Source organism: Plantactinospora sp. KBS50, from assembly GCF_002285795.1.
In the GTDB taxonomy this organism is placed as follows: domain Bacteria; phylum Actinomycetota; class Actinomycetes; order Mycobacteriales; family Micromonosporaceae; genus KBS50.
The window spans coordinates 2,628,464-2,648,590 of record NZ_CP022961.1 but is presented as its reverse complement, the minus strand read 5'-3'; the positions used below and the strand labels follow the sequence as shown (position 1 = coordinate 2,648,590).

Below are 20,127 nucleotides of genomic sequence, written 5' to 3'. Positions count from 1 at the left end.
GGTCGGGGTGCGGACCGCCCGCGAGATCACGGCGCGACTCCGAACGCGGACAGGCCGGCCGTCTCGGGCAGGCCGAGCATCAGGTTGGCGCACTGCACGGCCTGCGCGGCGGCGCCCTTGCCCAGGTTGTCCAGCGCGCTGACCACGATGACCCGGCCCGAGTCGGTGTCCACGGTCGCCTGGAGGTGGCAGGCGGCCGAGCCGAGCGTGGCGGCCGTGTGCGGCCAGCTTCCCGGCGGCAGCACGTGCACCAGCGGGCTGTCCGCGTACGCCGCGGCGAGGACCTCCCGCGGGTCGGTGCCGGCGGCGCCCGGGCGGGCGGTGACCGTGGCGAGGATTCCCCGCGGCATCGGCGCGAGCACCGGGGTGAAGGACAGCGAGGTGGCGCCGGTGGCCTGCTTGATCTCCGGCACGTGCTGGTGGGCGCCGACCTTGTAGGGCGACAGGTCGCCCATCACCTCGCTGCCCAGCAGGTGCGGCTTGGCCGCCCGGCCGGCACCCGAGGTGCCGGAGGCGGCCACCACCACGACGTCGTCCGGGGCGACCGCACCGGCCGCGATCAGCGGGGCCAGGGCGAGGATGGTGGCGCCGGCGTAGCAGCCGGTGGCCGCGACCCGGTCGGCGGCGGCGATCCGGTCCCGCTGGCCGGGCAGTTCCGGCAGGCCGTAGGTCCAGGCGCCGGCGTGCGGGCCGCCGTAGTAGCGCCGCCAGGCGTCCGGGGCGGTCAGCCGGTGGTCGGCGCCGAGGTCCACCACCCGCGTGCCGGCCGGCAGGGCCGCGGCGAGCGCCGCGGACTCGCCGTGCGGCAGCGCCAGGAAGACCAGGTCCGCGCCGGCCAGGACGGCCGGATCGGTCGACCCGAACACCAGGTCCAGGCCGGTCAACTGCGGGTGTACGGCGCTCACGGGCGCGCCCGCGGCGGTGTGCGCGGTGGCCGCCACGAGGTCGAGGTCGGGATGCCCGGCGACGAGTCGCAGCAGTTCGCCTCCCGCGTATCCGCTGGCCCCGGCCACGGCAACCCCGATACCCATACTCACCTCCGCATGACTATGCACAGGAGGTTAGCAGTCACCCCCGGGGTGAGGCAAGTTCATACAGTGCACTGTATGAACCTGCGGTGATCGTGGTCCGGTGGCGAAAATCCTGGCGAGAAAGCGTTCATGGTCAACACTTTCTCGCCGGATCTCGCCGGGTGGCCCGGATCAGTCCCGGGAGCGCGGCAGCTCGCCGCGCGAGCCGCGCAGCGCCGTACGGGCCTGGCTGCGACGGTGCCGCAGGATCATCCAGGTCAACGACGTGACCACGCCCGCGACGATCCAGATGAGGGCGACAACCTGGTAGAACTTCACAATGCCTGCCTAACTCGCCAGCGGCGGTGGTGGGAACGGTGGGAAAACCCGGAACGGGGTCTGACGCAGACCCGCCCCGACGGACGCGGACCGGTCCGATCGATCATGACGGACGCGGGCCGATCCGGTCGATCATGCGGCTTCCCGCGCGAGCCGGGTGCGGGCCGCGGCGACCAGCGCCTCGACGCCGGCCGGCAGCGCCAGCGCGACGTCCGGAGCGAAGGCCGGGCTGTGGTTCGTGGGCAGGTGGCCGAGCTTCTCCGCCGCGCCGGTGCCCGGCGCCGCCCGCCACTGCCGCGGCCCGACCACGCCGAGCATCCAGTAGCTGCTCGGGATGCCGTCGGCGACCAGCAGCGGGAAGTCCTCGGACGCCAGGGACGACGGCCACCAGGCGATCCGTTCGGGGCCGAAGGCCCGCTCGTGCGCGGCCCGCACGGCCGCGGTGGTGGCCGGGTCCGCCCGGTATGCCGGAGCCCGCGACACCACCCGGATCTCCGGCTCCCGGGGACTGCCGGCGGCCTCGCAGCAGGCGTGGATCGTCCGCATCATGGCGCCCAGTATCCGGTCCAGGGTGACATCCGACAGCGACCGGATCGTCACGCCGAGGACGGCCTGCTCGGCGATCACCCCCGGGTGCCCGCCGGCGCGCAGCGTGCCGACCGTGAGCGCCACCTGCTCGGCGGGACTGACCTGCCGGGACACGATCGCCTGCGCCTGCACGACGATGTTCGCGGCGATCACCACCGGGTCCACGCACAGGTGCGGCATGGCCGCGTGGCCGCCCCGCCCGGCGACGGTGACCTCCAGCGTGACGCTGCCGGCGGTCATCGGCCCGGCCCCGTGCGCGACCATCCCGGCCGGCAGCGGCGCCGCGTGCTGGGCGAGGACCAGATCGGGCCGCCCGAACCTGTCGTACAGGCCGTCGCCGAGCACGGCCGCGGCGCCGCGCAGCGTCTCCTCGGCCGGCTGCCCGAGCGCCAGCACCGTGCCCCGCCAGGCGGACCGGGCGGCGGCGAGCCGGGCGACGGCCCCGGCCACCGCGGCCAGGTGCAGATCGTGCCCGCAGGCGTGCATCACCGGTACGGTCCGGCCGTCGGCGTCGACCCCGGTGGCGGTGCTGGCGTACGGCAGCCCGGTGGCCTCGGCCACCGGCAGCGCGTCCAGTTCGGCGCGCAGCAGCACCGTCGGGCCGGGTCCGTTGGCCAGGACACCGACCACGCCGTACCCGCCGACGCCGGTGGTCACCGCGCAGCCGGCCGCCTCCAGCGCGGCGGCGAACCGGTCGGCGGTGTCCCGCTCCGCGCCGGACAGCTCGGGGTGCGCGTGCAGCTCCCGGTAGAGACGCTCGGCGCGGCGCAGGAGGGCCGGATCGACCGCCGTGGCGGCGGTGCGGACTCCGGCCTGCGGTACCGGCGGTGCCATGCCAGCCAGCCAAGTGCAGCGCGCTGTCATGTCGCTGTCATCGGTTGACAGCGGGATGCGACCCGGCGCGAGGGTGATCGGTGAGCGGCATGGGGTGTGCTTTCCACGGGGCCGGACGCACCGGCCGGACACGACCGTTTGGAGTCGCCATGACGCCCGAGACCGACCTCACCGCCCTCGCCGAGGAAATCCTGGAGCTGGAGTCGGAGACCTTCGCGATCTCCGACTACGCCGACGCCTCCGAGGCCATCCTCGCGTCCTGCTCCTCGTCGGGCACCACCTCGACGTGCAGCAGCACCACCTCCACCACCAGCTGCTCGGCCTGAGCGGCGCGGCGTCACGCCGGGTCACCCGTTCTCGGGTGGCCCGGCGTTTCCGTGCCCCCGCCCGGCGTTTCCGTGCCCCCGCCCGGCGGCCGCGGGAACGGGACCGGCGGCCGCGGGACCGGGACCGGGACCGGACGCGGCGGCCCGGGTCAGGGGAACGGGTGCGGCACCAGCCGCAGGTCGGCCTCGGCGAGGTCGCGGTCGACCAGGCCGGCCGCCCGGGGCGCGGTACGCAGCCGGGACATGTGCAGCGCCCGCTGCCGGGTCCAGCCGAAGTCGATCGGCACCAGGCCCGGCACGATCGTGCAGACCGACCGCAGCCCGACGGCCTCCTGCTCCGGCGTGGTCTGGTCGACCAGCACGGCCTCGAACCCCCGGGCACGCAGCGCCGACAGCACCGCGTCCAGGTCGTCCACCAGGTTCCCGGTACGCGCCGGACGGTACCCGGCGAACACCCGCTCGACCGGTCGGGCCTCCTCGACGTCCAGATAGGTCCGGGCGTGTACCGCCATCCGGGGCAGGCCGAACAGCGCCGAGTGGTCCGGCAGCCGGCGCACCAGCGAGTAGTCGCCCGCCATCCGCTCCAGTTCCGGCCCGCGCCGGCGTACCGTGCCGGGCTGGTGCGGGATGTAGGTGAGCGCCTCGGCGAGCGCACCGGCGACCGCCTGCTGCGGGTCGAGGTGGGCCGCCGCGGCGAAGGAGAGCATGCCCGGCCCGCCGTCGTGCCGGACGGCGAGGCTGGTGACCACCGGGACGTCCAGGTCGATCCGGTTGTCGAAGGCGAGCAGGCGGTAGCCCTGCAACTCGGCGCGGTCGGCCATCGCCCGCACGGCCGGCGGGCCGGCGGCCAGGTCGATCCGCGGCAGCGCCAGGTTGCCGTACCAGGCCAGCAGGAACGCGTCCCGTTCGATCAGCTCCAGCAGGCCGAACAGGGCGGCCTCGGCCAGGCAGCTGCCGGTGGCGCAGCCGCTGGAGGAGGAGAGCAGGAACGTGTCGTCGGCGGCCGGCGAGCTGTAGAAGCACAGCCGGCGCGCGACCAGCACCGGCCGGTCGGTGTGCAGGTTGTGGCCCCACACCCACGGGATCGGCCGGTCCGGGTCGAACCGGCGCAGGATCGGGTCGCTCCGGTAGACCTCGTCCGGATAGCTGCCGCAGGACTGCGGGTCGAGCGCCCGGTCCCGGACCTCCCGGTACGGCGCGACCAGCGGCTCGACGTTGCGCCGGCGGTGCGTGCCGGCGTACCGCTCCAGGCCCTCCAGGTAGGCCAGCGCCCGGCTGCTGCCGTACCCGGTCGACTGGCCGCTCCAGGAGACGTCGAGCAGCCCGCCGTAGCCGCGGACGAAGACGCTGCCGGTGACCGGGGCGGTGGTGGGTGAGGTGATGGTGAGCTGGGTGCCGGCGCCCAGCACCCCGCAGACGGGGTTGACCAGCGCGGCCTCGGGCATCGGGTAGCTGTCCGGGGCGCGCAGCCGGTACCCGTCGGGGTGCGGCTTCGGGGCCGGCCGCCGCAGCCCGGTGCCGGCCGGCGGCCGGTCGGGCCGCCCGCGGGAACAGCTCGGGCAGCGCGGCTCGGCCAGCACCGGATGGGTCCGGACCCGCAGCGTGCGCCAGTCCAACCGGGTGACCCGGGCCAGCCCGGCGCTGTGCCGGTCCCACCCGGGCGGCGCCGCCGGCGGCGGGCCGGCGGACAGCGCGCGGTACAGCTCCCAGACGGCGTCCAGGTGGTAGTCGGGCAGCACCGGCCACGGTCCCACCGCGACCGGCCCGGCGCCGACCTCCAGCGCGTCGCGTTCGCTGCGGCCCCGCAGCCGCTGCCAGCGGATCGCCAGGCAGTGCCCGCAGGCCGGGTCCGGGCCGGTGCCGCCGGTGGGGCCGATCAGCACGGCCGCCGCGCTCAGGTGCACGGTGGCGGATGCCCGGTCCGGCTGGGCCGCGCCGAGCACGTCCGCGGCGCCGAGGGTCACCACCCGGGGTACGGCGCCCACCGGCCGCCGGGACCAGCGCTCGCGCAGGTGCCCGGCCAGCCGGTCCGCGGCGACGGCGAGCGGGGCGGGGCGGGCCACCGGCCCGCTCGCGGTCGCCGCGGCGGCGCTCACGAGTGGTTGCTCCACCGGAAGGTGCGCACCCCGATCACCGCGAACACGGCGCCGAAGGCGACCAGGGCGCCGCAGGAGAGCAGATAGTCGTTCATCGTCCCCTGGCCGGTGAAGGCGTACGCCATGCCGTCGTTGACGTAGCGCAGCGGCAGTGCCCGCGAGACCCCCTGCAACCAGCCGGGCATCAGCTCCAGCGGATAGAACGACCCGGACAGGAACGCCATCGGCACCACGATGCAGTTGGCGACCGCGGCCACGGCCTCGGCGGTGTCCGCCCGGGACCCCACGATCAGGCCGAGCGCCAGGAACGCCGTCACGGCCAGCAGCATCACCGGCAGCGACAGCGGCCACTTCGGATCCGGACGCATGCCGAAGACCGGCAGCATGGCCACGCCCACGAAGAGCAGGCTCTGCGCGACGCCGATGACCAGCGCGACCGCGTACCGGGAGCCGACCACCGACCAGACGCTGGTGGGCGAGAGGCGGATGATGCGCAGCAGGTCGTCGTTGCGCCACTGCATCAGGGTGAAGGACACCCCGAACAGCGCGGCGCTGGCCAGACCCCAGGAGAGCACCCCGGGGGCGATGAAGTCGATGTAGCCGTGCCCGGTGTCGGCCACCTCCTGATTGCGGAAGATCAGCCCGAAGATGACCAGGAAGACCAGCGGGAACGCGAAGGTGAAGAAGAGGGTGGTGGCGTCGCGGACGGCGGCCTTGTAGGTGGCTCGGGCCAGCGCGGTGTATGCGCTCATGCCTGCGGCGCTCCCATCAGTTGCAGGTAGACGTCTTCCAGGGTGGCGGGGCGGGTCTGCACGTCGTCCAGGCCGCCCTCGGCGCCGAGCGCGGCGAGCACCCGGGCGCTCTGCGTGGTGTGCAGCAAGAGGGCGCCGTCCTCGACCTCGACCCGGTCGACACCGTCGAGCTGTTCGGCCCGCTCCGGTGTGAGCCGGCCGGGCGGGACGACCAGCCGGGTGCCCAGACCCGAGCGGGCGATCAGGTCCCGCGGATTGTCCAGGGCCAGCACCCGCCCGCCGGCGAGGATGGCGATCCGGTCGCAGAGCGCCTGCGCCTCGTCGAGGTGGTGGGTGGTGTACACGATGGTCTTGCCGGTGGCCTTCAGGTCACGCAGCATCGCGCCGAGGTCGCGCCGGGCCTGCGGGTCCAGCGCGGCCGTGGGCTCGTCGAGGAAGATCACCTGCGGGTCGTGCACCAGCGCCGACGCGATGGCCAGCCGCTGGCGCTGGCCGCCGGAGACGTTGCTGACCCGCACGTCGCCGGAGCCGGTGAGGCCGACCAGTTCCAGGGTCCGGTCGGCGGCCTCCGGAGGCAGGCCGTACAGCGCCGCGACGGTCACCAGGTGCTCGCGGGCGGTCAACCGGGTGAAGAACGCCGAGCGCTGGGTCTGCACCCCGATCAGCGGCAGCAGGGCGAGGTTGCGGGGGGCGGGCGACATGCCCAGGACGGTGACGGTGCCGGTGTCCGGTGTACGCAGTCCCTCGATCATCTCGATCAGCGTGGTCTTGCCGGCGCCGTTGGGACCCAGCAGGCCGAAGAACTCGCCGCGGCCGATCGAGATGGAGATGTCGTCGACCGCCCGCACCGCCCCGTACGACTTCGTCACGGCGTCCAGCACGATGGCGGGATCGTCGGTGGGTGACATGGGTTCGCCTTTCACTGGTTGTCCTGGTTCGTGGTGCTGGCCGGCGTACCGTCCTGTTCGGAGGGTCGGGACGGCGGCCGACCGGCGGAGCCTACCCGCCGGGGTCGAGCCAACCAGCCGGCGATCGTCAGGCAGACGATAGCGGCCGAGAGCGCGTAGCCGAACCCGCCGAGCCTGGCCTCCAGCAGCACTCCCCCGGCGGCGACGACCCCGGCGGCGATGGTGGCGACCGCGGCCAGCCACCACAGGCCGAAGAGCCCGAGCCGGACGGCGACCGGGCGCGGGTAGCGCGGGCCGGTCCGCCGCAGCAGCCGGCGCGGCGCCGTGGACAGGTACCGGCGGCTCTCCCGGGACAGGTCCAGCAGGTCCAGCAGGTGACTGACGATCTTGTAGCCGTCCAGCGGCGGCAGCGGGACGAAGTTGACAAGCGTCTGCACGCTGCCGACCACGACGTACGCGGCGAGCAGGCCGTGCACCCGGCCGGACGGCACCACCGCCAGCGCCGCCGCGCAGCAGAGCACGACCAGCCCGTTGGCCAGCCCGCCGGCCGCGGCGATGCTCACCTGCTGCGAGCGGCGCGGCAGGTACGGGTAGTCCTCGATCCGGCAGGTGAGGGTGAGCAGGTTGATCCGCCGCACGGTGGCGCCGAAGTGCACCGCCGCCAGCCCGTGCGCGAACTCGTGCAGCGCGGCGCTCAGCCAGGCCAGCAGCACCAGCACGAGCAGGCTCACCGGGTCGGTGAAGGCCGGCCGCGCCGCCGACCAGAGCGGGCCGAGCCGCAGCGCGACGGCGGCCAGCACGGCGGCGACCAGCAGGCACCCGCCGGCGAAGACCGGCCCGCGCAGGACCCAGCCGAGCCGACGCGCCCACCAGCCCAGCGCGCCGCCCGGGCCGCCGGCGTCCCCCGCCTCGCCCGGGGTGGCAGCGCCGTTCGGGCCGCCGGCGCCGGACGGGCCGCCGGCGCCGGACGGATCGGTGCCGCCGGACGGGCCGGCGGCGGCCCGTCCGGTGCTCAGCAGGCCGCGCTCGTGCAGCAGCCAGAGCAGCCGCACCCAGTGGTCGTCGCTGAGCCGGCGGCCGAACTCGGCGGCGTACTCCTGGGTGATGTCGGCCAGCGACCGCGCGCCGTCCATCCGCCGGACCAGGAACTGTTCCTTGGCCGCCAGTTCGAACGCCTTGCCGGTGCGGCGGTCCTTGACCACGTAGACGGTGACCGGGCCGCGCCGCAGCGGCCGCGAGAAGACCAGGTCCTCACGCAGCCGGGGGCGCTTGGCCAGCAGCCCGGCGGACCCGCTCACCGGCGCACCACCGGCACCGGCACCGGCGCCGCCGGCAGCACCGGCACCGCCGGCAGTGTCGGCAGTGTCGGCAGCACCGGCAGCACCGGTGTCGGCCCGACGGACCGTCCGCCCTCACGCCGGCACCGGCTGCTCGCGCAGGACCCGCGCGAGCAGGTAGGACAGGTACGCCTCGTCCCGGATGGTGGCGTGCAGCCGGTTGTTGGTCATGTGCAGGTACGGCGACAGCAGCGACGAGAGCGCCTCCGCCGGATCGGTGAGCACCCGGTCGTCGCCGGTGCTCCAGGTGCGCACCGCCAGGGTGCCGGAGGCGGCCAGCGCCAGCACCTTCTCCCGGAGTTCGGCCGCGTGCCCGGCCCAGCCGCGCAGGAACCCGGGCAGCCGTTCGGGCTGGCCGGACTGCACGAGGGCGAGGATCTGGTGCACCCGGCGGCCCAGCTCGCCGGCCACCCCGTCGTACATCCGGGCGTACTCGTCGGCGCCGATCAGGTCGGTCCCGGCGAACGCCCGGTGCCAGAACCGGTGGTAGGTGTCGAGGAACCCGATCAGCGCCTCCCGGTCCGGCAGGAACGTCCCGGCCAGCACCGTCATGAGCTGCGCGGCGGTGCCCAGCAGCACCGGGCGCAGGTGCAGGTTCATCGACGCGATGGCGTCCAGCACCACCTCGCTGGAGTGCCGGAAGTGCCACTCCGCCACCTCGATGCCGGCCGGCCCGCCGTACTTGCCGTACTCCGGCTCGTAGGGCCGGTAGCTGAAGGAGTTGTTGGGCTGCAACAGCATCTGCCCGTTCTCGTCGACCAGGTCCGCCGGGCGGCCGGCCGGGAACTCCAGCGCGAACAGGATGTCGTACAGCTCCCGCAGGTAGCCGGTGCCCATCGCGTACAGCGCCGGACGGGTGGCCAGGAACCCGTTTATCGCCTCCTCCGCCCGCGCCCGCACCTGCGGCTCGTCGCCCGGGGTGCGGGGCCGCAGCCGCAGCCGCACGTGCGGCCCCTCCAGCCAGTAGTTGATGAAGAAGTGGCCGGCCAGCAGCCCCCGGTCGGTCAGGTCGCGCACCAGCGGGCGGACGCACTCGACCAGCAGCGGCTGCGGGTTGGCCGCGTAGAAGATGTGCAGGGCCAGCCACTGTCCGCGCGGGTCGGCGGCCGGCTCGGTGGGCAGGGGCGCGGGTGGGGCGGTCATCGGGCCTCCCTGGGCTCGGTGCGGAAGGTCTCCACGGCCAGCTCGCAGACGTGGTCGCCGCCCTCGCCGTGGGCGGCCAGTTCGGTCGCGGCGGGCAGCATCTCGCGCAGCACGATCCGGTCCTGCGGCCCGTCGAGCGCGCCGCAGAGCGCCTGCAGGGACAGCGGGCTGGCGAAGTCGACGTACTGCGGCTTGGGGTTGGCCACCACCCGGCCGGGATCGGCCGGGTAGACGGTGGCGAAGACCTGCTCCGGCATGCCGTGCCGGACCCGCCACCGGCGCCACTCCAGGAAGGCCGCCGGGTCCACGGCGGGGTCGCCGGCGGCCGGCAGGTCGGCGACCCGCGCCGACCAGCTGCGGCGGCTGAGCACGACGTTGCCGGCGCGCAGCCGCGGGCGGGCGGTGACCCCGTCCGGCCCGGGGGTCGCCGGCACGCCGCGCCAGATGTCCAGCCGGACCATCGAGGCCGGCGAGAGCAGCAGGAGGGTACGCGGGATCCGCGGCAGCGCCATCGGCAGCAGGTAGCCCAGGTACACGACCACCACCTCCCGGTCCAGGGACCGGGAGCGCAGCAGCACCCGGCCGGCGTCCGGGTCGTGCACCAGGTAGAGGTCGTCGAGGGTGAGCTGCCGGTGCGCCGGCACGCTGCTGGTCTCGCCGGGGCAGACGATGACGTAATCGGTCAGCCGCGCGTGCAGGTTCAGGTTCGTGGTGGCGGCGCCGCCGGTCAGCTCGGCGAAGACCGCACCGGGCGGGGTGAGCGCGGTTGCCTGCTCGCGCAGCCGCTCCGCCAGCGGCGGGGTGTCCCCGTCGAAGCAGTGCGTGAAGCGGCTGAACGGGAACGAGAGCCCGCCGAAGGACTGGTTGAGCACCAGCAGCGGCTCCGGCTCCCGCATCGCCACCTGGGCGAAGTGTCCCTGCGGGCGCAGTCCCGGCGCGTCGTCGCCGAGCAGGTCGCCGACCTCGGCGAACAGGTCGCCCGGCAGCACCAGCTCGGTCCGGTCCGGGTCGGCCGCCACCAGCGACCGCAGCCGGGCCGCGAACGCCTGCCGGGCGCGGTCCACCGCGGCCATCTCGGGCCGGCCCAGCCAGTTCTCCTCCGGGGTGTACGTCCCGTCCTCGGCGAACGGCCGGCGCCCCGCGGTGTACGAGGAGTACTGGTCGTACAGGTCGTCGTGGAAGTCCTCGACCAGCCGCAGCAGGTCGTCGCAGCGGCCACCGACGCCGAACCGGGCCAGGAAGAAGCCGTGGAACGTGATCCGGTGCGGCAGGGCCTGGTCGAAGGCGGGCAGGATCCGCTCCACCGCCGCGAGGTCGGCGCCCACCAGCCGGTTCCAGTCCCCGGCGGACAGGTCGGTGGGGGCACCGGCGACGCGGCTGTCCTCGTACAGCAGGGTCTGCGGCAGGGCCGCGTCCGGTTCGCCCAGCGCCGCCATGGCCGCCCGCAGCTGCTCGCGCAGCCGGTGCCGCAGCTGGCGGCGCTGCCCCAGGTCCCCGTCCCCGTACGCCTCGACGAGCCCGGCGACGCCGTCGAGCCGCTCGGCGAGCTGCCGCGCCCAGGGCCGCTCGATCCGGCCCAGCGTCCCGGCCAGCGCCCGCAGCGGGTCCGGCGTGTGCACGTCGGTGTCCAGGCCGACCAGCCGGAGCATCCCGAGCCGCAGCAGGGTCGACAGGTACGCCTCGCTCTCGGCCCGGTCGGCGCCGGTCCGCGCGCCCAGCCGGTCCACCAGGTCGGCGCAGCGCATCGTGCCGCGCTCCTGCAACAGGGTGGTCAGCTCGTCCAGCACGCCGCTGCGGCGCAGGAAGAACAGTCCGTCCTTGATGGAGTCGAAGCTGACCGCGGCGCTGTCGTCGCCGGCGGTGACCCACTGGCGCACGTACCGGACCCGGTCGTCGTCGCGGCGCCAGCCCGGGCTCAGCGTGACCGGCAGGTCGCCGCGGCGGTCCGGGTCGGCGCTGATCAGGTCGGCCAGCCGGGAGACCAGCACGACGTTGAGCCGGACGTGCCGCTGCCAGTCCGGGCCGACGGTCACCGCCAGCCCCTCGGCGTCCTCGTCGAAGCTGCCCGCCGCCACCCCGGTGAAGGTGCTGAACGGGCTGGTCTTGCAGGCGGTGCGGTAGAGGTAGGACAGCAGCGAGCGCTCGATCCGACGGATCTTCTTGTTCGCCGGCCGGACCACGTCCGGTACGGCGATGGTGGCCAGTTGCTCGTCCAGCGTCGGGGAGGCGAACTGGATCCCGCCGCGCAGCCGCGGTTCGTCGGCCAGTTCCCACAGCCGCCGGCGGGTGCGCGCGACGTCGGCGGCGAACACGGCGGCGCCCTCGTCCTGTTCCCGCGCGAGCTGCCGGCGCAGTTCCAGCCACTGCCGTACGGCCGGCAGCGCCGCCGGGCGGACCTGCTCGACCGCGGCCAGCGCCGCCTCGGGCGAGTTGGGCAGCGCGGTGTTGAAGACCTGCCGCCGCAGGGTCAGCAGCCGGCGCCGCGCGGCCTCGTCGTCGTTGGCGCTGATCAGCTCGTAGAGCAGGTCGCTGAGCCGGGCTCCGTCGCTGGCCAGCCGGTCGTGCAGGGCCAGAACGCCGTCCGCCCAGGCGCACGCCCGGGCGCAGCGCAGCGGCTCGACGGTGGACAGCGGCAGGCCGGCGACCCGGGCCAGCAGGTACGGCCCCGACCGCCGGTCGCCGGCGGTGGTGGCGGCGCCTTCGGCTGCCCCCGTGGACAGCGTGGCCGGCGTCATCGCAGCTCGTAGCGGTAGTCGCCGAGACCGGCGCGTTCGGCGCCGGCCAGCATGATCAGCAGCGGGTACTCGCCGGTGTCGGCGAGGCGCAGTTCCTCGACGTACGAGACGTTGTCGAAGCCCAGCGCCACCCCGGCGCCCACCCGCAGCGCCGCGGCGGCGGTGTAGAAGGTCTGCGCGATGGCGCCGATGGTGGCGTTGACCAGGTTGTACCCGCGGTCGCCGGTGGCGTCCAGGACCGCGTGCGTGCGCACGGTCGGCACCAGCACCACGGCGGCCTGTTCGAGGTTGTAGTTGGCCAGGAAGTAGTTGCGCTGGAGGAAGTCGCCCGGCGGGCCGGCCGTGGTCCGGACCAGCGAGTGCGTCTCCGGCTCGTACCCGTATCCGCCGGCCGGGATGCCCGCCACGTGGTTGACGAAGGCGTGGATCCGGGCCAGCGGGCGGTCGTCCGCGGCGTCGATCTCGCAGGGCACGGTGCTGCCGGCGGTGGCCCGCAGCAGCGCCGCGAGGTCCGCCGCGGGCATCGGCCGGCCGGCGGCGAACCGGCCGAAGCTGCTGCGCCGGCCGGTCAGGGCGGCGCTCACCGGCATCGGCATCGGCGTGGGTTCCGGCAGCGGGATCCGGGGCCGGTCCGGCGGTGCCGGCGGGACGGCGGCGGCGGCCAGCGCGCCGCGGGGCGGCCGGTCCAGCGCCGTGGCGGTGGCCCGGTGGATCCGGCGCAGGGTGTCGAACTCCAGCAGCCGGCGGGAGCGTTCCTGGTCGGCGTGCCGGACCCGGACCCCCGGGGCCGGTCCGGCGCCGCCGCCCGCGGGTCCGGCGGACCGATCGCCGCCGGCTTGGGCGCCCGGGGCCGGTCCGGCGCCGCCGGCCGGTGCCCAGGTCAGCGGTACGACGGCGAACAGCGCCTCGTCGTCCGGGACCAGCCCGAGCAGGTCGGTGAGCGCGGCCTGGTCGAACCAGAGCACCGGCTCGATCCGGCGGTCCTGGGCGCCGGCCCACAGCCGCCAGGTCTGCACCAGCGTGCCCACGTCCATGGAGACCGCGTGGTAGGAGAAGTTGTTGTACTTGAAGGCGTTCTGCCAGTACTTCACGCCGACGATGAGGAACTGGCCGGCCCGGTGCTGCGGCCCCACCGCCGCGGCGACCCGGTCGGTGACATCGCCGGCCAGCAGCCGCTGCATGGCGTGCCGGGCGTGCGCGTAGTAGTAGACGCCGGGCGGGACCCCGGCACCCGGCCCGGCCGCCCAGTAGACACTGCACGGGTAGAGGCCGCCGCCGGAGGCCGTGCCGCGGTACCAGTTGGCGTGCGCGTACGAGGGCAGGGCCGCCAGGTCCGTGTTGGCCTGGATGCCCAGCCGGCGCCCGAACAGGCCGTACGAGTGGTGCAGCATGCTGGCCAGCAGCGGCAGCGTGAACGGCTCGTCGGCCGCCCCGGGTCCACCCGGCGCGGTGCCGCCGGCCGAGCCCGGCGCGGCGTTGCCCGACGCGCGCGGCGCGGTGCCGGCCGAAGCGCGCAGCGCGGTATCCAGGCTGGCCGGCACCGGCTCCGGGGCCGGCAGCGGGAAGGCGGTGGCCGCCGGGTAGTACTTGCCGCGGCGGGGCGCGTCGCCCCAGTCCGGGGTGAAGTCGACCGGCGGCATGGGCTCCCGACCCCGCCGCAGGATCGCGGTCGCGTAGTCGTGGGCGAAACCGGAACTATCGGGCGTCATGGCGGGACCTCACGGGAACGGGTGGGGAACGGCGTGGACTTCGTGCTCGTACAGGTCGCGGTCGAGCAGGCCGGCCTCGCGGAACGCCGTCCGCAGCCGCGGCGCGTGCGGTGCGCGCTGGCGCAGCCAGCCGAAGTCGATCGGCAGGAGTCCGGGGACGATGACGCTGGCCGTGTGCAGGCCGAGGTCGCGCTGCTCGGGCGAGGTCTGGTCGACGGCGATCACGTCGAACCCGCGCCCGGTCACCGCCTCCAGGCAGTGTTCGAGGTCGTCGCGCAGGTCGCCGGAGACCGGCGGCGCGGGCCGGTCCCGCCCGTACAACTCGGCCATCGGCGCCGGGCGCGGCCCGCGCTCCAGCAGGAAGGCGGCGTGCCGGGCCATCTCCGGCAGGCCGTACAGCAGGGGATGGTCGTGCAGCCCCTGCACCTTGGCGAAGTCGGTCACCATGCCCCGCAGCCGCGGCTCGTCGGCGGCGGCCCGGACCCGGACCATCACCGAGTCGGTGGCGATCTCGCACAGCGCCGCGGTGATGGCGGCCTGCGGGTCGAGGCTCGCGCCGCCGCCGAAGGCGAGCGTGCCCGGCCCGCCGTCCTCGCGGACGGCCACCGCGGTCACCACCGGGATGTCGAAGGTGATCCGGGTGTCGAAGAACCTGGCCCGGTAGCCGTACATGGCCAGCCGGTCGATCATCATCCGGATCCGCGGCCGCTCGATGCTGGCCGGGTCGATCTCCGGCAGCGACCGTGCGCCGTACCAGGCCAGCAGGAACGCGTCCCGCTCGACCGCCTCCATCAGGCCGTGGTAGACCGCCTCCACGATGGACCCGCCGGAGGCGCAGCCGTTCGAGGTCTCCTGGACGAACCGCTCCTGCACGTTCGCCGCGTGGTAGTAGACCAGGATCTCCGGTACCAGCACCGGCCGCTGGTCGCGCAGCGTCCAGCCCCACACCCAGCTGATCGGCCGGTCCGGGTCGAACCGGTGCACGTACGGGTTGGCCCGGTAGAACTCCTCGGTGTACATCCCGCAGGTGCGCGGGTCGAGGGCGTCCTCGCCCAGTTCGGTCAGGCTCGCGGTGACCGTCGTGCGCTTGCCCCGCGGGCGCAGCCCGGCGGCCCGTTCCAGCCCCTCCAGCACCGCGATCCGGGCGCTGCGCCGGTAGCCGTCGGCGTGCCCGCCGTACAGCGTCTCGCGCAGGTACCGGCCGGTGCGCAGGGTGAAGGAACCGACCGCCGGGGAGGTGGACAGCGAGGTGAGGTCCTGCCACAGCGTGCTGCCGAGCGCGCCGCAGACCGGGTTGGCGAACGCCTCGACCGCCAGCGGGTAGTCGTCCAGGTCCGTGCCGCGGAACGTGCCGGGCACGCAGGTGGGCGTCGGGCCGAGCTTGATCTCGGCGAGTTCGGGGGCGTCCGGCAGGCCGGTGCCGCAGGCCGGGCAGCCCGGGTCCGGCACCAGCGGGACCCGCAGCACGTGCAGCGTGCGCAGGTCGACCTGGCAGACGGTGGCCGGGCCGGCACCGGCGCTGGTGCCGGGACCGGGCTGCGCGGCGCCGCGGTGCGCCTCGATGAGGGCGTGCAGGAAGTCCGCCGCGAACGCGGTCGCGTACGGCCACGGGTTGACCGCGACGCTCGGCCCGCCGAGTTCCACCGCGTCCCGCAGGTCGCGGTGCCGCACCGCCTGCCAGCGCCGCGCCAGGCAGGTCGCGCAGGCCGCCGCCGGCGGCACCGGCCCGAGCAGGGCCAACTGCCCGTACAGCAGCACCCGGGGGTATCCGGCGGCCGGGCCGGACGGACCTGCCGGCGGTACGGCCGGGCCGGCCGGCGCCGGAGCGGGTACGGCCGGTTCGGGCGTGCCCAGTTCGTCGCGCACCCCCAGCGGCACCACCTCGACCGGGCAACCGCGCCGCGCCAGCAGCCGCGCCAGCTCGGCGCAGATCAGCTCGTCGGTGGGCGCGGCGGCCGGGGAGCCGCCCGCCGACACCGCGGTGCCGTTCATCGATCACCCGCGCTGGCCAGCAGCACCCGGACCGCGACGAGTCCGCCGGCCGCCAGGTCCGCCCCGCCGACCGGGGCCACCAGCACGTCGAGGCCGTCCTGCGGCAGCCGGCGCAAAACATCCGCCCAGCGGTGGACCGCCCCGGTGGCGGCCTCGGCCTCGGTCTGCACGGCCAGCGTGCCGGCGTCGAAGTCGGCCAGCAGCGGATCGCCGGTGTCCGGTTCGTCGTTCGGCGCCTGCTGCCGCAGTTGCACCTGGCCCAGCAGGTCGCGCAGCGCCCCGACGGCCGCGGGCGCCCAGGCCGGGTCGGCGCCCAGCGCGTACGACCAGCGGCCCCGGGCCTCGTCCCAGCAGCGCGCCAGCAGCACCGTGAGCGCCGCGTCCGGCCCGGCACCGAGATCGAGCAGTTCGACGGCGACGCCTAGATTCACCGCCGACTTGGTCAGGAAGACCAGTTCGGGGTCGCTGTCCACGCCGTCCAGCCGGACCCGGCGTACCGGGGTCAGTCCCTCGACGGCCCGGCGCAGCGCCCGGTAGGCCAGCGCCGAGGCCAGGCCGGCGCGGACCGCCTCGGTGAGGTCGCCGCCCGCTCCCCCGCCGGCGCGGGTCGGTTCGACCAGGTGACCGCGGTTGGCGGCGCCGAACGGTTCCAGCACCGCCACCGGCACGGCCGCCGCCCGTCCGGTCAGCAGCGACCGGGCCGCGGCCCAGTCCCCCGGCGCGGACGCCCCGTCCGGCTCGCCGGCCCAGCCCGAGTCGAGGCCGAGCCGGGCGGCGTCGATCCGCGGCGCGTCCCGGGGGCCGGCCGGCCCGCCGCGGCGTGGCCGGTCCGCACCACGGCCGCCGCGCGCAGCGCCCGCGACCGGGCCGCGGCCACGTGGTGCACGTCGAAGGCGGCCACGGTACGCCGCCGGCCGCCGCCGTCGGTCAGCTCGACCGATCCGACCTTGATCGGGGTCTGGTCCCACCGCTCGTCGTCGTACCGGCGGAACACGCCAAGGTGCGGCTGGAGCAGCGGCTGGTGGCCGGCCAGCGCCGCCACCGCGGCCTCCGCCTCGGCGGACGGGTCCTGGTCGGTGCCGGTGACCGCCGGTACGGCGTCCAGGTCGATGCCGTCCCAGGACAGTTCCGGCGGCTCGGGGCGGCAGAAGGTGCATCCCGGGTCGGCCAGCAGCGGTTCGGCCAGCACGTCGAGCGAGGCGAGGTGCTGTACGAGCACGCCGCCGTCGGTCTCGGCCGGCAGCGCGCCGGTGGTCAGCCGGAAGATCTCGTACGCCAGCAGGTTCCCGACCATGGCCGCCAGCGGACCGTCCGGGCCGGTGCCGGCGGGCGCGGCGCCGCGCGGCAGTGCCGCGGCGCGCCACACCTGGCCGGCGGCCCCGGTCCCGTCGTTGTCGGCGAACCGGGTCATCGCGCAGCACCAGCAGCCCCGGCGGCCGGCGCCCTGCACCGGACCCACCAGCATCCGCCCGCCGACGACCCAGGCCGGAAGCAGCAGCCGGCCGGCCGGGATGCCCGCCGCCAGCAGCCGCAGGGCCTCGCGCGGCGCGTCGTCGCCGGCCGCCACGACGACGATGTCGGCGTCCAGTTCGGACCAGCCGACGTCGGTGCCCGCGCCGGGCAGGTCGGAGACGGTGGCGGCGCAGTCCGCGGCGTCCAGTTCGGCCAGCTCCGCGGCCAGGGTGCGGGTGACCTCCGGCGCGGCCAGCACCGCGGCGGCGCCGTTGCGCAGCAGGCCCAGCACGCAGGCGCGGGCGACCGGGCCGGTGCCCAGCACCGCGGTCCGGCCGGTGCGGAAGTCGGCGAACCGCTGCGGCGCGCGATCGGTGTAGTGGTCGAGGTAGGCCAGTTGCGCGGCGAAGTGCGTGGCCACGGCCGGCCCGAGCACGCTGCCCGGGTCCGCCTCGTCCGCCGGGATGTCCCGGGCGAATCCCCGCGCGTAGAGCGCGCTGACCAGCTCACCGATCATCGTGCGCTGCGTCTCGGGCAGCGGGGCGCAGATGTCGGCGACCCGGTTGCGCCCGTTGAGGTGCGGGACGAGCAGCGACGCCAGCCGGTACGCGGTGGCGGCGGAGAGCCGGAAGCCGCTGTTGGCGTTGTGGAACAGCACTCCGTCCTCGGTCCGGGTGAACAGCACGTCGTGGCGTATCCGCGGCCGGGTCTGAGCCACCGTCTCGTAGGCAGCGCTCATCGCAGGGTTCCCTTCACTCGGTGCGGGCGTGATGGTGGTTCCTCAGGCGGTGCGTAGCGCCCGGCGGCCTCCCGCGCGTGCAGCCTCGGCAGCTCCCGGATCCAGTAGTGCGCCGCGCTCTCTTCCAGCAGGCAGTGGTCGACGAGTTCGTCGAGCAGGTTGCGGGCCGGACCCGGCTCCAGGCCGAGCAGGTCGGCGGCCCGGTCCACGGTGATCGTTCCGGTGGTCGCGGTGGCCAGCCGGACGAACGCCCCGGCCAGTTCCGCACCGGCCCGCTCCAGCGCGTCGTCCAGGCGGAAGCCGAGGGACATGCCCGGGTCGCCGGCCAGGCTCAGCCCGCCGATCCGGTCCGCGCGCAGCCACTCCACGGCCTCGGCGAGGCTCATCCGGGAGCGCAGCAGCATCCGGGTGGCCACGATGCGCAGGGCCAGCGGCAGGTGCTGGCACAGTTCCGCGAGTTCCGCGGCGGCCTCCGGCTCGCCGTCCACCCGCTCGGCGCCGAGCAGCGCGGTGAACACCTGGAGGGAGTCGACCGGGTCGAGCGGTTCGAGCCGGTGCAGCCAGCCGCCGGAGCGGGCGACCAGCCCGGACAGGCTCTGCCGGCTGGTCAGCAGCAGGACGTCGCCGGGGTCCAGCAGCGCCGGCAGCCGCAGCGCCACGGCGGCGTCGGCGACGTCGTCCAGCAGCAGCAGCCGGCGTCCGGCGGCGCGGTCGCCCGCGGCCAGCACCTGCCGCTCGGCGTCCCGCGCCGGCAGCGCCGCGCCGGTCGCCGAGCGCATCGGCAGCGACCGCAGCCCGCCGGGAAAGTCCTCGGCGACCAGGTGCGCGACCTGCTGGGCCAGCGCGGTCTTGCCGATCCCGGGCGGGCCGCTGAGCACCACGATCGGCGTACCGGCGCGCAGCCGCTCGACGACGGCGCGGCAGAGCGCGACCCGGCCGGCGAATCCGGAGACGGCCGCGCCCCGGGTCAGCTCGGGACCGGGCTCGGCCAGGGCGACCACGGCGGATCGGCCGTCCGGCGCGACCGAGGCGGCCGGCACGACCGGGGCGACCGGCGCGGCCGCCGGCGCGGCGGCTGGCGCGGACGGCACGCCCGGCGCGGCCGGGACGGCCCTCACGGCCGGAACAACCGGTGCGGCCGGTGCGGCCGTTGCGGCCGTTGCGGCCACTGTGGAGGGACCGGCCGTGGCGATCACCGGTCCGCCCGGGGTGGACGCTCCGTCCACGGTGGCCGGGCCGGGTAGCGCGAGCGGCCCGGGCGAGTCGCCGCGCAGGATCATGAGTTCCAGCCCGCGCAGCGCCGGCCCCGGGTCGACGCCGAGCCCCTCGCCGAGGTGCTCCCTGATCCTGCGGAACTCCGCCAGCGCGTCGGCGCGCCGGCCGGTCCGGTACAGCACCCTGATGAGCTGCTCGGAGAACCGCTCGTTGGCCGGGTACGCGCGGGTGGCCGTCCAGAGGTCGACAAGCGCCGACCGGTCCCGGCCGAGGCCGATCTTCAGGTCACAGACGCGCTCGATCACCCGGACCCGCTCCTCGCTGATCCGCGGTACGACGTCCCGGTGCAATGCCTCCGAGGGCACGTTGGCCAGCATCGGGCCGCTCCAGAGCGCGAGCGCCTCCTCCAGCATCGCCAGTTCCGCCTCGGGGTCCCGCTCGTCGCGGGTCTGCCGGATCAGGTCGCGGAAGTGCATCAGGTCCACGCTCTGCGCGGTGGCCGTGATGCGGTAGCCGCCCGGGACGGTCTTGATCACGTTGCCGGTGATGCCGTGCCGGCCGAACATCTGCCGCAGCCGAAGCGCACACGTCTGGAGCGCGGCCTTGGCCGAGGCGGGCCGCTCGTCGCCCCAGATCGCCTGTTGCAGCATGCCCACCGAGACGACCTCGTCCGGATGCAGCAGGAGCGTCGCCAGCAGCGAGGTCACCTTCGACGGCGGCAGCACCAGCGTGTCGCCCACGCTGGTGAGCGTCAGCGGGCCGAGCACCCGGAAGGCCGCGGCCCGCCCGGGTACCCCCGCCGGCGACCCACGCCGGCCGGGCTGGGCCGCCGGTGCACGATCCATCGTGATCTCCCCGTCACAGTCCTCGGTCCGCGCCCGCACGCGTGCCGGCCGGGCACCGGGCCGTGTTGCACCCGTGCCGGTCGAGCGGGCCGGCGGCCGGCTGGCCG

The 20,127-nt window shown here is 75.5% G+C and carries 12 protein-coding genes and 3 pseudogenes; 1 reads left to right on the top strand and 14 read right to left on the bottom strand.

Going from position 1 to position 20,127, the window contains the following annotated elements; translation table 11 throughout:
- Positions 1-26: 26 nt before the first annotated feature.
- The 3 genes from argC to CIK06_RS11770 all read right to left on the bottom strand — a co-directional run bounded on the left by argC (position 27) and on the right by CIK06_RS11770 (position 2,771).
- Positions 27-1,031 (bottom strand): N-acetyl-gamma-glutamyl-phosphate reductase, encoded by a 1,005-nt coding sequence (gene argC, locus CIK06_RS11775; protein ID WP_095564867.1) that lies wholly within the window; start codon positions 1,029-1,031, stop codon positions 27-29.
- Between the two features lie 171 nt (positions 1,032-1,202).
- On the bottom strand, positions 1,203-1,349 hold the full coding sequence (locus CIK06_RS29300; RefSeq protein ID WP_157756714.1) for a hypothetical protein: 147 nt from the start codon (positions 1,347-1,349) through the stop codon (positions 1,203-1,205).
- Between the two features lie 132 nt (positions 1,350-1,481).
- A complete protein-coding gene (locus tag CIK06_RS11770) occupies positions 1,482-2,771 on the bottom strand; it encodes an amidohydrolase (protein WP_095564866.1) in 1,290 nt (429 codons plus the stop codon).
- 149 nt (positions 2,772-2,920) lie between these two features.
- Here CIK06_RS11770 and CIK06_RS11765 point away from each other — a divergent pair, with 149 nt between their 5' ends.
- The gene (locus CIK06_RS11765; protein ID WP_095564865.1) at positions 2,921-3,097 is read left to right on the top strand and encodes a thiazolylpeptide-type bacteriocin; all 177 of its coding nucleotides are present in this window, start codon (positions 2,921-2,923) and stop codon (positions 3,095-3,097) included.
- Between the two features lie 149 nt (positions 3,098-3,246).
- Here the strand turns inward: CIK06_RS11765 and CIK06_RS11760 are convergent, their stop codons facing one another.
- From CIK06_RS11760 to CIK06_RS32380, 11 genes and pseudogenes are all read right to left on the bottom strand, one after another.
- Positions 3,247-5,193, bottom strand: coding sequence for a TOMM precursor leader peptide-binding protein (locus CIK06_RS11760; protein WP_095564864.1), 1,947 nt, complete (start codon positions 5,191-5,193; stop codon positions 3,247-3,249).
- Positions 5,190-5,945, bottom strand: coding sequence for an ABC transporter permease (locus CIK06_RS11755; protein ID WP_095564863.1), 756 nt, complete (start codon positions 5,943-5,945; stop codon positions 5,190-5,192). Before CIK06_RS11755 ends, CIK06_RS11760 begins: the two co-directional genes overlap by 4 nt.
- Positions 5,942-6,868: an ABC transporter ATP-binding protein gene (locus tag CIK06_RS11750; protein ID WP_198348203.1), complete on the bottom strand. Its 927-nt coding sequence runs from the start codon at positions 6,866-6,868 to the stop codon at positions 5,942-5,944. Before CIK06_RS11750 ends, CIK06_RS11755 begins: the two co-directional genes overlap by 4 nt.
- Entirely contained in the window at positions 6,865-8,151 is a 1,287-nt protein-coding gene (locus CIK06_RS11745) for a metalloprotease (protein ID WP_095564861.1), read from the bottom strand. The genes CIK06_RS11750 and CIK06_RS11745 overlap by 4 nt, the downstream gene beginning before the upstream one ends.
- Before the next feature lie 114 nt (positions 8,152-8,265).
- The gene (locus CIK06_RS11740) at positions 8,266-9,333 is read right to left on the bottom strand and encodes a lantibiotic dehydratase C-terminal domain-containing protein (protein WP_095564860.1); all 1,068 of its coding nucleotides are present in this window, start codon (positions 9,331-9,333) and stop codon (positions 8,266-8,268) included.
- Positions 9,330-12,068 carry a lantibiotic dehydratase gene (locus CIK06_RS11735; RefSeq protein ID WP_095564859.1) on the bottom strand — a complete coding sequence of 913 codons (2,739 nt, stop codon included), beginning with the start codon at positions 12,066-12,068 and terminating at the stop codon, positions 9,330-9,332. The genes CIK06_RS11740 and CIK06_RS11735 overlap by 4 nt, the downstream gene beginning before the upstream one ends.
- Complete coding sequence (locus CIK06_RS11730) at positions 12,065-13,777, bottom strand: nitroreductase family protein (RefSeq protein WP_095564858.1); 1,713 nt, start codon at positions 13,775-13,777, stop codon at positions 12,065-12,067. Before CIK06_RS11730 ends, CIK06_RS11735 begins: the two co-directional genes overlap by 4 nt.
- A gap of 9 nt (positions 13,778-13,786) precedes the next feature.
- The gene (locus CIK06_RS11725; protein ID WP_095564857.1) at positions 13,787-15,769 is read right to left on the bottom strand and encodes a TOMM precursor leader peptide-binding protein; all 1,983 of its coding nucleotides are present in this window, start codon (positions 15,767-15,769) and stop codon (positions 13,787-13,789) included.
- Positions 15,766-17,960: pseudogene (locus tag CIK06_RS11720) on the bottom strand (TOMM precursor leader peptide-binding protein). The gene CIK06_RS11725 and the pseudogene CIK06_RS11720 overlap by 4 nt, the downstream one beginning before the upstream one ends.
- Positions 17,957-18,820: pseudogene (locus CIK06_RS32385) on the bottom strand (NB-ARC domain-containing protein); the annotation flags it as partial. The pseudogenes CIK06_RS32385 and CIK06_RS11720, both read right to left, overlap by 4 nt.
- Positions 18,794-20,020 (bottom strand): annotated as a pseudogene (locus tag CIK06_RS32380) (BTAD domain-containing putative transcriptional regulator); the annotation flags it as partial. The pseudogenes CIK06_RS32380 and CIK06_RS32385, both read right to left, overlap by 27 nt.
- Between the last annotated feature and the right edge of the window lie 107 nt (positions 20,021-20,127).

Excerpts from the sequence above, each read along its gene's own strand:
- argC (WP_095564867.1), bottom strand. The coding sequence starts at position 1,031 with ATGGGTATCGGGGTTGCCGTGGCCGGGGCCAGCGGATACGCGGGAGGC.
- CIK06_RS11770 (WP_095564866.1), bottom strand. The coding sequence starts at position 2,771 with ATGGCACCGCCGGTACCGCAGGCCGGAGTCCGCACCGCCGCCACGGCG.
- CIK06_RS11765 (WP_095564865.1), top strand. The coding sequence starts at position 2,921 with ATGACGCCCGAGACCGACCTCACCGCCCTCGCCGAGGAAATCCTGGAG.
- CIK06_RS11755 (WP_095564863.1), bottom strand. The coding sequence starts at position 5,945 with ATGAGCGCATACACCGCGCTGGCCCGAGCCACCTACAAGGCCGCCGTC.
- CIK06_RS11740 (WP_095564860.1), bottom strand. The coding sequence starts at position 9,333 with ATGACCGCCCCACCCGCGCCCCTGCCCACCGAGCCGGCCGCCGACCCG.
- CIK06_RS11735 (WP_095564859.1), bottom strand. The coding sequence starts at position 12,068 with ATGACGCCGGCCACGCTGTCCACGGGGGCAGCCGAAGGCGCCGCCACC.
- CIK06_RS11730 (WP_095564858.1), bottom strand. The coding sequence starts at position 13,777 with ATGACGCCCGATAGTTCCGGTTTCGCCCACGACTACGCGACCGCGATC.
- CIK06_RS11725 (WP_095564857.1), bottom strand. The coding sequence starts at position 15,769 with ATGAACGGCACCGCGGTGTCGGCGGGCGGCTCCCCGGCCGCCGCGCCC.